Genomic DNA, 12,496 nt, shown 5'->3' on the forward strand with positions numbered 1-12,496 from the left:
AAAAAGCCATAATGTCTCATTCGTGATTGAATATAGACGAACGAGACAGTAAAATAGTTTGATAACGGGCGACTCTCTGGAGGAGTCTGATCTTTATAAAAAAATAGAGGTGGAAGGAATGGAACAGAATAACAATTTTCAGAATGGTAATTTCTCAAACGGTAATATGCCAAATGGCAATTTTCAGAATGGTAATTATCAAAACGGCAATATCGCTAATGGAAATTTTCAAAATAACAATTTCCAGAATGGAAGCATCCAGGGCAATACAGCACTGAACAATCAGCAGTACATGGCAAACCACGGCCCTATGCTTAACGGCCAGCCTATGAGTACAGACAAGATGGCTGCTGAGATGGAGAAAGAAGAGAATGTTGCACTTGGTATCGTAGGTGCTATAGGAGGTTCTCTTATAGGAGTTGCAGCTATGGCATTGTTACATCTTTTAAACTATGTGGCAGCTATAGCAGGAATCATAATGATTGTATGTGCTGGCAAAGGGTATGAGAAGCTTGCTGGCAGACTTTCAACCAAAGGAATAATCATAAGTACAATTGTTACTATAGCTATGGTTTATGTTGGAGCGAGATTCTGCTTTGCTATTTCGCTTGCACAAGTAATTCCAGGCTATAATGTATTTGAAGCATTCGTAGAAGCTGGTGAAAAGATTTCTTTCAATCATATATATGCTGATGCTTTTTATGAAATTCTTTTAAAACAGTATTTATTTGCAGGAATTGGTATTGTAATTGAGGTTGCTTCAACTTTTTCAAATAAAAACAGTAATGGAAATAAGGGAATCGGTGCTTTCAAGAAGAACTGATTTCGTGATCAAGCCAATTGACTGAAACAATAGATCATTTTAAGTCATACGTAGGCTAAGGGGCTATTTTAAATAGTTAATACAAAAAAGGTCGTAGGTGGAAAGTCTGCCTGCGACTTTTCGTTTTATAAGAAATTCCTATTGAATCCTCCTAATAAGGAGTATGAAAGTTTTATAAAAACCTTGAGTTCTTATACCCTACTCATGTTATCACCATACGAATTATGATATAATCCAAATGATTGCATCAAACTACTAAGATAAGGGAGGCACAGTCTGATGCCCAATAATCATGATATAGATCACATTATAAAAGTCATACTTCAGGATTATGACAAGAAGCGTGATGTTGATAAAATGGATGTATTTGGCCAGCCTGATTCCAAAGCGGTTGAGGATATCACCCATAAGCTTCTTAATGTTATTTTTCCCGGATATTACAGAGACAGGGTATACAGAAGCTTTAATGACAGAAACCGTATGTCGGTTCTCATTGAAGATGTAATGTACAATCTTGAGAAGCAGATCACCATTGCTCTTACATACAATGAAGAGTACCGCGATACGGATGAACGCTTGAGAAAAGAAGCTGCAAAGCGAATTGCGGGTGAATTTGGCGAAAGGATTCCCAAGATCCGTGAGTATGTTGATACTGATGTTCAGGCAACATTTGATGGAGATCCGGCTGCATATGGTAAGGAAGAGATCGTACTTTCTTATCCCGGTATCCTTGCAACGACCGTAAATCGTCTGGCACATGAGCTTTACCTTTTGAGGGTGCCACTCATACCGCGTATGATGACCGAATATGCTCATTCTCTTACCGGAATAGACATTAACCCCGGTGCGACCATAGGTAAGTACTTCATGATCGATCATGGAACCGGCGTCGTTGTTGGTGAGACAACAGTTATTGGTGAACACGTTAAGATCTATCAGGGTGTTACTCTGGGCGCGCTTTCCACAAGAGGCGGTCAGAATCTTCGTGGCAAAAGACGTCATCCCACTGTTGAAGATAATGTTACAATATACTCCGGTGCATCAATTCTTGGCGGTGAGACTACGATAGGACATGATTCTGTGATCGGTTCTAACTGCTTTATTACTGCATCAGTGCCGGCCGATACAAGAGTTACCATCAGAAACCAGGAACTTATCTATAAAGACGGAGATGGTAAAGAGTATTCATCTGCAGAATTCAAGCAGGGCGAATGCTGGTGCGGCGGATATGGTAACGATTGGGTTATCTAATGAGTTTCTTCGAAACTCTATACATAGAATTACATAGATGTAATTCTATGTACGAGATACCTCCTGTATCTGGGAGTTTCTTCGAAACTCTATACATAGAATTACATAGATGTAATTCTATGTACGAGATACCTCCTGTATCCGGGAATTTTCTTCGAAACTCAATACATCCTGTATCAGGGACATAGAAATGCTTCCATGCATTTCTAAACATGTCCAGATTACATCCTGTAATCAGGGACATAGAAAATTTATTATTTATCTTGAAAGAAGGTTTTACAAATGTTCGAAAAGATTACTAAGGATATGCTTAAATTTATCGATGCATCTCCTACATGCTATCATGTGATCTCCAATATGGAGGAAAGACTTGATGCTGAAGGCTATACTAAGCTTCGTGAGTCAGAAGACTGGAAGATCAAAAATGGTGGCAAATATTATGTTACTCGTAACGGTTCTTCAATCATCTCTTTTCAGATACCAAAGAAGACTTTTAAAGGCTTCCTTATGACAGCAAGCCATAGTGATTCTCCGACATTTAAGATCAAATCTAATCCGGAGATGGAAGAAGGCGGAATGTACGTTAAGCTTAACGTTGAAGGTTATGGCGGAATGCTTGACGGCCCATGGTTTGACAGGCCTCTTTCCATTGCTGGAAGAGTATTTGTCAAGGATGATGACAATAATCTTTCAATGAAGCTTATTAACATAGACAGAGATCTTTTAATGATGCCTTCTCTTGCTATTCATATGAACAGAGAAGCTAATAACGGCTATAAGTTCAATGCCCAGAAAGATATGCAGCCTATTTATGGTGATATATCTTCAAAGAAGTCTTTTGACAAATTGATCGCTAAGGCTGCAGGCGTTAAGGAAAGTGATATTTTTGGAAGCGACCTTTTCCTTTACAACAGGGTTAAACCTACTATCTGGGGCGCTGGCAAAGAATATATCAGCTCATCAAGACTTGATGATCAGGAATGTGTATATACAACATTAGAAGCATTCCTTAATTCTACATCATCTTCACATGTGCTTATGCACTGTGTATTTGATAATGAGGAAGTTGGAAGCGGAACCAAGCAGGGAGCAGCATCTACATTCCTTAAGGATACTCTTGAGAGAATATGCGAAGGATGCGGACGTACAAGACAGCAGTATCATACAGCACTTGCACAGAGCTTCATGCTTTCTGCTGATAACGCGCATGCAATGCATCCTAATTACAAGGATAAGGCTGATCCGGTTAATCATCCTGAAATGAACAAGGGTATAGTAATTAAATTTAATGCAAACCAAAAGTATACTACTGACGGAGCTTCAGAAGCTATGCTTCGCATGGTTCTCGACAAAGCAAAGGTTCCTTATCAGATGTTCACTAACAGAAGTGACATGCCTGGAGGATCTACTCTTGGTAATATCAGTAACACTCAGGTTGCTCTTAACACTGTAGATATCGGACTTGCACAGCTTGCAATGCATTCACCTTATGAAACAGCAGGTGCTAAGGATCCTAAGTATATGGCTGATGGCGTTAAGGCATTCTATGAATCTGATATCGATATTCACATCTCTTAAACAAGAGCTGTTGTAAGATTAAAGGTAATCATTTATAATTAATAGATAAATAGTTTTAATGAAAGTAGGACTAGTTTTATGGGTTTGTTTGATTTATTCGGGGGAAGTAAAAAGAAAGAAGAAGAGGCGGCTGCCCAGGCCGAGAAGCTGAAAGAAGAGCAGGCGCTCAAAGATAAGGAAGATCAGAAAGCTGCGCATGAAGGCCTTGAATGGCCTCATCCGGTTCCGATCTCCAGAGTTCGTCCATCAGGTGAAGAACCTGATAAGTTCGAAGATCCGGTATCTCCGGAACGTAAGGATGAGATCGGACCACTCATTTATGAAGAGAGAATCAGTCTTGATACACTTAAGTTCCTGACTCTTCCGGAACTGCTGTTCGTACTTACAACACAGGAGTATTTCAATTCCAAGAGTAAGCTTAATAACTTTAGTGAGAATCATCGTATTCTTTACAATGAACTTTTAAATCGTGTACGTGATGCCAAGATGATCTACTGCCTCTATGACGATGCGACCAAATTCCCATTTGTCGAGAACGGAATGGCTTATATCTATCTGGAGAAAGAGATTGCAGAGCAGGTAGTGGAAGCTTATGGCAAGCAGTTCAGAAAACTTATGGTAAAGGAGTGTCCTGCTGTTCCTGAAGGTGCAGAGAATACAGACAGAGGATTCTTCGATTATCTGTACTATCTTGGAATAGAGAGGATCATTATTGATAATGGTCGTTACAGAGCAAGATTCTCAAGAAGTGAGATCGTAGCTCCGCCTAATTTCGCAGATGACAAGAAACAGGCTCCAATGAACCCTCAGCTCAGACTTGCTATGCTGGACTTTTTATCAGAGGCTCGCTGGCCTGTTAAATACGAAAAGAGAACACAGGTTGTTCAGACCAAGGAAGCACGCATGGTTGCTCTTGCAAGAGCTGGTCGCTTTATTGTTCCTATTCAGCATGAAGGTCCTGCTGAGATGATGAATGATGGACGTATCAAGTTCAACAAGGATACCAAGCTTCGTTTCCCTGTAATGAAGACCAATAATGGTAAGTTGTTCCTTCCGATCTTTACAGATGGTATCGAATTTGCCAAGAAGTTCGGAAGAGAAGGATTTGAAGGTGCTGTATTCAAATTCAGCGATATCTTAAGATTCGTACAGGACAAAGATGGTCTTGCTATTAATCCTATGGGAGAAAATATCATGCTTCCAAAGGATAAGATGATGGCACTTGAAGCAGCTTCACAGGCCATCGCAGCTAGGACTGCAACCGGCAAGCCTGCAAAAGAGGCAAGTGCACAGGATATCATCAAGAGAGCAAGTGCAGAGGACGTTGCACAGAAGATCATCCAGATGCCAAAGCGTACTGAGAATACAGCTGAAGCAAAAGCTGAAGATACAAATGCCACAGAAAATAATGATAACGGCGAAGAAATCGCTGATATCACACCTGAAAACTAAGATCCGGATTAACAAGTAAACCTTCTAATACGAAAGGTGGTTTAAATGTTTGATCGTATGTTGGGCAACTATCTTGTAGAGCAGGGAAGACTGACAGGTGAGCAGATTAAACAGGCTTATGAGAAGCAGGCACAGAGCCGCGCCAGACTTGGTGTTATTGCTGTGGCTGAAAAACTTATGAGCATACCTCAGGCTGAACAGATCAATTCCCTTCAGGCGTCAAAGGATAAGTACTTTGGAGACCTTGCGGTTGAAATGGGTTATCTTACGCCCGAACAGGTTACAAGGCTGTTAGGTGAGCAGGGCAATGCGTTTATGGCTTTCTCACAGGCCTTAGTAGATCTCGGCTTTTTGTCCCTGGATGAAATATCTAATCTTTCTCAGGAATATGCATCCAAACATGGACTTATGGAGTCTGAGATTGATGCACTAAAATGCAATGATATTTCCAGGATAGTACCTATCTTTACAAAAGATGCAGACGAGAAAACAGTTAAAATGCTGATAGTTGCTGTCAAAAACATCTATCGCCTTGTTGATCAGCACGTTATTATCGGTAATCTGGAAAAGAAGTCGTCAGTTTCCGGAGAATGTGTAGGCTACCAGAAGACTATAGGCAGAGATAAGATCTGTAATTGTATCTCGGGAAGCTATTCAGATCTCCAGAAAATGGCTATGAGCTATACCAAGGAAGAATTTATAGAGACCAGAGAAGATGCACTTGATGCGCTTTGTGAGCTCATCAATTGTACTAACGGAATATATGCCACACAGGAAAGCACAGAGAGTGAAATGATAGATCTGGAACCACCGGTTTATATTACTCATTTTGCTAACATCAAAGCTTCTGTGGTTTATTCACTACCTGTATATTGCAGCAATGCAAATGTTTTTATCAATATATCTGATGCGGAAAAAACAGAAATTGGTTGAGGCATACACCTAGTTGTGAGGAGGATATGGCATGGCAAACGTACTTATAGTAGATGATTCCAGAACATCCAGAAGGGTACTTCGAGATATTCTCGAACGTAATGGTCACACTGTCCTTGGAGAAGCAGTAGATGGTAAGGAAGGCTATGATATGTATCAGACGCTTAAGCCTGATGTTGTTACCATGGATATTACTATGCCTGTTATGGATGGCATAGATTCTCTTAAACTTATTATGCGATTTGATCCCCAGGCTAAGGTGGTTATGGTAACCGCAGCCGGACAGAAGCAGAAGATGATGGAAGCTCTTAAGATAGGAGCTGTAGAATTTATTTCTAAGCCCCTTGATGAAGAAGCTATTGTAAAAACAATGAAAGAATTAGCTTAAATCCAGCCACCATCCAAGGATATTATTTGTCCTGTCATATATTCGGGGGATGTTATTATTTTTAATGTCATATCAGCAACTTCTTCCGGCGTGCCCAATCGGCCCGCCGGTATTTCATTTTTGAGAACCTCAAGATCGTCTTCTGACAGGTGAGATCTGTTCATATCGGTATCGATTACACCGCAGGAAATGGCATTAACACTTATGTTAGAAGGCGCAAGTTCTTTGGCCAGTGCTCTGGTAAATCCGTTCACGCCGCCTTTGCTTGCGGAATAAGCAACCTCTGTAGAAGCTCCGACTTGTCCCCATACAGAAGATATATTGACGATCCTTCCGCCGCCAAGACGCAGCATAATAGGCACAGCACACTTTGAAGTGTTATACAAAGATGATAGATTTGTTCTTATGACCTTGTCCCATTCATCGGGGGTCATATCAGTAAGGAGACCAAGCCATGCTATTCCGGCATTATTGATCACTATGTTTACAAGGGGGATCTGATCAAACATCTTTGCAACATCATAATAATCTCCGATGTCGCAAACAAATGGAATGCAGCTGACTTCGTAAGTCTGGGATAGTTCTTTACAATATTCCTTAAGTTCATCTCCGTGATGAAGACATGTAAGATAAAGGTTATAACCATTTTCAGCAAGTTTTTTTGCAATAGCTTTTCCAATGCCTCTGGATGCACCGGTTATAAGAACGTATTCGTTCATTTTGACAGCTCCTTATAAAAATGTTTTTGGATCAGTATGTGACAGTACTTAGTAGTACTAATAATTTGCTTATATATAAGTTATGTTAACAAAGTAATTGACAAAAGACAAACTAAGAGAGTATTATAAGATTACAATTAAATTGTACACAATATAAAAGAAACTTGTACCTTTAAACTAGGTATTTAATATGATTACGGTCGTAAGGAATTATAAAATGCTTTTATGACTATCATCATGTTATTCCGGTATTCATAAGGAGGATAATAAATGTACGATACACTTATAATTGGCAGTGGTCCTGCAGGTTTATCTGCTGCAGTATATGCAAAAAGAGCAGATCTTAATATGGCTGTTATAGAAAAAGAATTCACTTCAGGTGGTCAGATCCTTAATACATATGAAGTTGATAATTATCTGGGATTACCGGGTATCAACGGCTTTGATATGGGAATGAAGTTCAGAGAGCATGCTGATAAGCTTGGTGCACCATTTCTTGAAGGCAATGTATCAGGCATAGAAGTTATCGAAGAGGGAAGCGATACTAAACTTCCTGTATTCAGAGTTAATACTGATAACGGATCTTTTGATACACATACCGTAATAATTGCTTCAGGTGCAAATCACTCAAAGCTTGGTGCTCCCGGCGAAGATGAGCTTACAGGAGTAGGAGTTTCATATTGCGCCACTTGTGATGGAGCCTTCTTTAGAAGTAAGACAGCAGTTGTAGTCGGCGGCGGAGATGTTGCGGTAGAAGATGCCATTTTCCTTGCAAGAGGATGCAGTAAGGTATACCTCATACATAGAAGAGATGAGCTTAGAGCAGCTAAGACTCTTCAGAATGAATTACTTTCTCTTCCTAATGTGGAAGTTGTATGGGACAGTGTGGTAAAAGAGATAAGAGGAAACTCAAAAGTTGAATCTGTTCTTGTGCAAAATGTTAAAACAAAAGAAGAAACTTCTTTAAATACAGATGCATGCTTTGTTGCAGTTGGTATTACTCCGGAAACTGATAAGTTTAAAGAGCTTGTAGATTGTGATGAAAAGGGATATATAATAGCACCGGAAACTGGTGCTACATCGCATCCTGGAATCTATGTAGCCGGCGATGCAAGAAAGAAACGCCTTCGCCAAATTGTTACAGCTGTAGCTGACGGTGCTAATGCAGTTACAGCCGTTCAGGACTTTCTTGTTGGGAAATCGTAACAATTATTAAAGGTAAGTTTCACAATCAACTCGGACAATTTATATAAAAAAGATTCAAGTTGTCAGACAACTTGAATCTTTTTTATTGATAAAAGTGTATAAAAAACATGCTATAAAACCGCATTATTTGTGGAATTTTAAGAGAAAGTAAAATATTACATTCTAAAATTGCTACAAGTATTGACAAAATTAGGTGTAGGCGGTATATTAAATATCGGTGTAACAATTTCGTAACAATGTAGGGAGGTCAAACATTGAACAGAGTTGGTAAGCAGTTCGCCGTATGTGTTTTGACGGCTGCTGTAACATTTACAGGCGCAGGAATCGAAGCGATGGCTGGATCATCAGTAACATCAGTACTTCCTTCCGCCGGAATAGGATATGAACTTGCTACAGATCAGGTCGAAGTATCAAATCTTCAAGAAGATGAGCAGTCTAATTCTTCAGCAGACTCGGCTTCTTCAAGTACAGGATCTTCATCAAGCAGCTCATCCGGATCTTCAACGACCTCTACTAAGGAAGCTACAAATACTACTCCTCTTTCATCAAGAGTAGATGAAGAAGTTCTTAGCGATATTGAAGAGGCAACTGGTGCTACCACCACAACTAATGAAGAAGAGACTTTCTCAAATCTGGTAATTGCTCAGGTACATGATTATGTAAACGTAAGAAGTGGTCCCAGTGAGAATGATGAAATAGTTGGTAAGCTTTATAACAATTCCGTAGGTACTTACCTTGGAGAAGAGAACGGATGGTATCAGATCAAATCTGGTTCTGTTACAGGTTATGTAAAAGCTGAATATTGTGTAACAGGTCAGGCTGCAGTAGAACTTGCTCCAAAGGTTGGAAAGCGAATCGCTACAGTAACAACAACTACTCTTAAGGTTCGTAAGGAAGCCAGTACAGAATCAGAAGTACTTGGACTTGTTCCTATTGATGATGAACTTGTAGTTTTAGAAGAACTTGATGGCTGGGTTAAGGTCGAGATCGAAGAAGGTGAAGGATACGTATCAATGGATTACGTAAGACTTTCTACTGAATTCGTTCAGGCTGAATCCAAAGCTGAAGAAGAAGCAAGACTTGCCAAGGAACAAGCTGCAAAAGAAGCTGCAAGAGCAGCTGCAAGCTCCAATACTTCAAAGTCATCATCTTCAAAAGATGTTAAGTCTGCTGAGTCATTTACTACAGAGAAGAGCTCAATCGGTGAAGCTGTTGCAGCATTTGCTGTTCAGTTCGTTGGTAATCCATATGTATATGGCGGAACAAGCCTTACAAATGGATGTGACTGCTCAGGTTTCGTAATGAGTGTATATGCTAATTTCGGTGTTAGTCTGCCACATTCATCAGCAGCTGATAGAAATGTTGGTGCAGCAGTAGATGGACTTGCTAATGCACAGCCTGGTGATATCGTATGTTACTCAGGACACGTTGCTATTTACATTGGCGGTGGACAGATCGTACATGCTTCAACATCCAAGACCGGTATTATCATTTCTAACGCTAATTACAGAACACCACTCGCTGTTCGAAGAATCTTCTAATCTTAATAAAAATAACAGGAAGCTGTCACTTATGTGGCAGCTTCTTTTTCATTTGAACAAAATGTGAACAATCGTTATGTTGGTGTTGTTTAATTGCATATTTATCAGCAATGATGCTATACTATACGTATCAAAGGAAATCATCAATTATTTCCAAGTAAAGAGGTGACTGCCATGAAATTCACAATTATAGGTAAAAACATTGATGTAACTCCCGGACTTAAATCAGCGGTTGAAGAGAAGCTTGGTAAGCTTGAAAAGTATTTCAATCCAGATACAAACGTAAATGTAACTTTACATGTTGAAAAAGACCGTCACAAAATCGAAGTCACGATCCCGGTCAAAGGTAAGATCATCCGTTCTGAACAGGTTAGTAGCGATATGTACGCTTCTATAGACCTTGTTGAAGAAGTCATTGAACGTCAGCTCAAAAAATACAAGAATAAGATCATTGACAAGCATCAGGCTGAGAAGAGTGCTTTCAAGACTGAATTCATCGAACAGGATTATATGGACGAGGATGAGATCCGAATCGAGCGTGTTAAGAAATTTGATCTTAAGCCTATGTATCCAGAAGATGCATGCGTTCAGATGGAGCTCTTAGGACACAGCTTCTACGTATTTATTAATGCAGAAACTGATGAGACCAATGTTGTATATAAGAGAAAAGGTAATACATATGGTCTTATTGAACCTGAACTTTAAAGTAGAACTTAATATATGATTTTAAAAAGGGATGCGTGAGCATCCCTTTTTTGTTTAAACTAATATCATATAAATTAAAATATCTTACCTGAGATGTACTCATAAGTGAAATTGAGAAGTTTAATTGATAGAGCGTTAGATATCGCAATATGCCAAAAAACCAATATGATATTTCGTGCTATATTACATTGATATAATAATAAAAAGATATATAATTTTAAAGGTGAGTTTTCTGTTAAAACAATATAATTCTGATGATCGATCAGGTATGATTCGATACCTTTTGGGATTTCGTTAAAATATATATTTTGTCTTGAATTTCACATGCTTAGAATGCTTTATTCATGCGTGTTTTCCATATACTGAAACTGATAATTTTAGATTTAATGATTTTTAGAATTGTAAACACTTACACTTTGTTAAAATTATTGCAATCTCATTTGACAATATGGTATAATGAACCTGTTGTGATAAAAAATTAACAATCGTTGTCATGTTATGGTGAATTCCATTTTATCTATAAAATCATGGCAACCAAAAGCTCTACAATTTTTTCAAGCAATACAACTAAATATGTAACTAAAAGCTCTCAAAAGGGCTCAATTACACAACGGAGGTATAATAATGGCAAAGAAAGTAGTTTTAGCTGGTGCATGTCGTACAGCAATCGGAACAATGGGTGGATCTCTTAGCACAATTCCTGCAGTAGATTTAGGTGCTATCGTTATCAAAGAGGCTCTTAACCGCGCAGGTGTTAAACCTGAAGATGTTGATCACGTATACATGGGATGCGTTATTCAGGCAGGACAGGGACAGAACGTTGCTCGTCAGGCTTCTATCAAGGCTGGTCTTCCTGTAGAAGTACCTGCAGTTACAACTAACGTTGTATGTGGTTCAGGTCTTAACTGTGTTAACCAGGCAGCTCAGATGATCATGGCTGGAGATGCTGATATCGTTGTTGCCGGTGGTATGGAAAACATGTCACTTGCACCATTTGCACTTCCTAATGGCCGTTACGGATATCGTATGATGTGGCCAAGCCAGAGCCAGGGTGGTCTTGTAGACACTATGGTTAAGGATGCTCTTTGGGATGCTTTCAATGATTATCATATGATCCAGACAGCAGACAACATCTGCACAGAGTGGGGTCTTACACGTGAAGAGCTCGATGAGTTTGCAGCTAAGAGCCAGAACAAGGCTTGTGCAGCAATCGAAGCTGGCGCATTCAAGGATGAGATCGTTCCTGTAGAGATCAAGAAGAAGAAAGAGACAGTTATCTTCGATACAGATGAAGGCCCAAGACAGGGTGTTACACCTGAATCTCTTTCAAAGCTTCGTCCTATCAACAAGGATGGATTCGTTACAGCTGGTAACGCTTCAGGTATCAACGACGGTGCTGCAGCACTCGTAGTTATGTCTGAAGAGAAGGCTAAGGAGCTCGGCGTTAAGCCTATGGCTACATTCGTAGCTGGAGCACTTGCTGGTGTTCGTCCTGAAGTTATGGGTATCGGTCCTGTAGCAGCTACTCAGAAGGCTATGAAGAAGGCTGGTATCGAGAACGTATCTGAGTTCGATATCATCGAGGCTAACGAAGCATTCGCAGCTCAGTCTGTAGCAGTTGGTAAGGATCTTGGAATCGACGTAGACAAGCAGCTCAATCCTAACGGTGGTGCTATCGCTCTTGGACACCCAGTTGGAGCTTCAGGTGCTCGTATCCTTGTTACACTTCTTCACGAGATGCAGAAGAAAGACGCTAAGAAGGGTCTTGCTACACTTTGCATCGGTGGCGGTATGGGATGCGCTACTATCGTTGAGAAGTACGAATAATTAAACTTTCAGAGGGTGTGAAGGTCATATAAGATCATTCCACACCCTCTTAATACTGCTAATAATTGGAGGA

The 12,496-nt window shown here is 39.8% G+C and carries 11 protein-coding genes; 10 read left to right on the plus strand and 1 reads right to left on the minus strand.

Annotated features, from left to right (window positions below):
• Nucleotides 1-118 precede the first annotated feature (118 nt).
• The 6 genes from WAA20_RS03475 (at nt 119) to WAA20_RS03500 (ending at nt 6,425) form a co-directional block, all read left to right on the plus strand.
• On the plus strand, nt 119-823 hold the full coding sequence (locus tag WAA20_RS03475; protein WP_073389722.1) for a hypothetical protein: 705 nt from the start codon (nt 119-121) through the stop codon (nt 821-823).
• A 279-nt stretch (nt 824-1,102) separates the two neighbouring features.
• The gene (locus tag WAA20_RS03480) at nt 1,103-2,074 is read left to right on the plus strand and encodes a serine O-acetyltransferase (RefSeq protein ID WP_073389720.1); all 972 of its coding nucleotides are present in this window, start codon (nt 1,103-1,105) and stop codon (nt 2,072-2,074) included.
• Between the two features lie 282 nt (nt 2,075-2,356).
• The gene (locus tag WAA20_RS03485; protein WP_073389719.1) at nt 2,357-3,652 is read left to right on the plus strand and encodes a M18 family aminopeptidase; all 1,296 of its coding nucleotides are present in this window, start codon (nt 2,357-2,359) and stop codon (nt 3,650-3,652) included.
• A 78-nt stretch (nt 3,653-3,730) separates the two neighbouring features.
• Nucleotides 3,731-5,104: an SseB family protein gene (locus WAA20_RS03490; protein WP_073389717.1), complete on the plus strand. Its 1,374-nt coding sequence runs from the start codon at nt 3,731-3,733 to the stop codon at nt 5,102-5,104.
• 45 nt (nt 5,105-5,149) lie between these two features.
• The gene (locus tag WAA20_RS03495; RefSeq protein WP_073389716.1) at nt 5,150-6,037 is read left to right on the plus strand and encodes a hypothetical protein; all 888 of its coding nucleotides are present in this window, start codon (nt 5,150-5,152) and stop codon (nt 6,035-6,037) included.
• Nucleotides 6,038-6,068: 31 nt separating this feature from the next.
• Nucleotides 6,069-6,425, plus strand: a complete 357-nt coding sequence (locus WAA20_RS03500; protein ID WP_073389714.1) for a response regulator — start codon at nt 6,069-6,071, stop codon at nt 6,423-6,425.
• Here WAA20_RS03500 and WAA20_RS03505 read toward each other — a convergent pair.
• A complete protein-coding gene (locus WAA20_RS03505; RefSeq protein ID WP_073389713.1) occupies nt 6,422-7,144 on the minus strand; it encodes an SDR family NAD(P)-dependent oxidoreductase in 723 nt (240 codons plus the stop codon). The genes WAA20_RS03500 and WAA20_RS03505 overlap by 4 nt on opposite strands.
• A gap of 270 nt (nt 7,145-7,414) precedes the next feature.
• Between WAA20_RS03505 and WAA20_RS03510 the strand changes: the two genes are divergently transcribed.
• The 4 genes from WAA20_RS03510 (at nt 7,415) to WAA20_RS03525 (ending at nt 12,423) form a co-directional block, all read left to right on the plus strand.
• Nucleotides 7,415-8,350 carry an FAD-dependent oxidoreductase gene (locus WAA20_RS03510; RefSeq protein ID WP_073389711.1) on the plus strand — a complete coding sequence of 312 codons (936 nt, stop codon included), beginning with the start codon at nt 7,415-7,417 and terminating at the stop codon, nt 8,348-8,350.
• 254 nt (nt 8,351-8,604) lie between these two features.
• Nucleotides 8,605-9,891, plus strand: coding sequence for a C40 family peptidase (locus WAA20_RS03515; protein ID WP_242951223.1), 1,287 nt, complete (start codon nt 8,605-8,607; stop codon nt 9,889-9,891).
• A 174-nt stretch (nt 9,892-10,065) separates the two neighbouring features.
• Nucleotides 10,066-10,596 (plus strand): ribosome-associated translation inhibitor RaiA, encoded by a 531-nt coding sequence (raiA, locus tag WAA20_RS03520; protein WP_073389710.1) that lies wholly within the window; start codon nt 10,066-10,068, stop codon nt 10,594-10,596.
• A 624-nt stretch (nt 10,597-11,220) separates the two neighbouring features.
• A complete protein-coding gene (locus tag WAA20_RS03525) occupies nt 11,221-12,423 on the plus strand; it encodes an acetyl-CoA C-acetyltransferase (protein WP_073389708.1) in 1,203 nt (400 codons plus the stop codon).
• Nucleotides 12,424-12,496: the final 73 nt, after the last annotated feature.

The organism is Butyrivibrio fibrisolvens (genome assembly GCF_037113525.1).
Taxonomy (GTDB): Bacteria; Bacillota; Clostridia; order Lachnospirales; family Lachnospiraceae; genus Butyrivibrio; species Butyrivibrio fibrisolvens.

Coding starts and splice junctions, on each gene's coding strand:
- WAA20_RS03500 (WP_073389714.1), top strand. CDS start 6,069: ATGGCAAACGTACTTATAGTAGATGATTCCAGAACATCCAGAAGGGTA.
- WAA20_RS03505 (WP_073389713.1), bottom strand. CDS start 7,144: ATGAACGAATACGTTCTTATAACCGGTGCATCCAGAGGCATTGGAAAA.
- raiA (WP_073389710.1), top strand. CDS start 10,066: ATGAAATTCACAATTATAGGTAAAAACATTGATGTAACTCCCGGACTT.
- WAA20_RS03475 (WP_073389722.1), top strand. CDS start 119: ATGGAACAGAATAACAATTTTCAGAATGGTAATTTCTCAAACGGTAAT.
- WAA20_RS03495 (WP_073389716.1), top strand. CDS start 5,150: ATGTTTGATCGTATGTTGGGCAACTATCTTGTAGAGCAGGGAAGACTG.
- WAA20_RS03490 (WP_073389717.1), top strand. CDS start 3,731: ATGGGTTTGTTTGATTTATTCGGGGGAAGTAAAAAGAAAGAAGAAGAG.
- WAA20_RS03480 (WP_073389720.1), top strand. CDS start 1,103: ATGCCCAATAATCATGATATAGATCACATTATAAAAGTCATACTTCAG.
- WAA20_RS03525 (WP_073389708.1), top strand. CDS start 11,221: ATGGCAAAGAAAGTAGTTTTAGCTGGTGCATGTCGTACAGCAATCGGA.
- WAA20_RS03510 (WP_073389711.1), top strand. CDS start 7,415: ATGTACGATACACTTATAATTGGCAGTGGTCCTGCAGGTTTATCTGCT.
- WAA20_RS03485 (WP_073389719.1), top strand. CDS start 2,357: ATGTTCGAAAAGATTACTAAGGATATGCTTAAATTTATCGATGCATCT.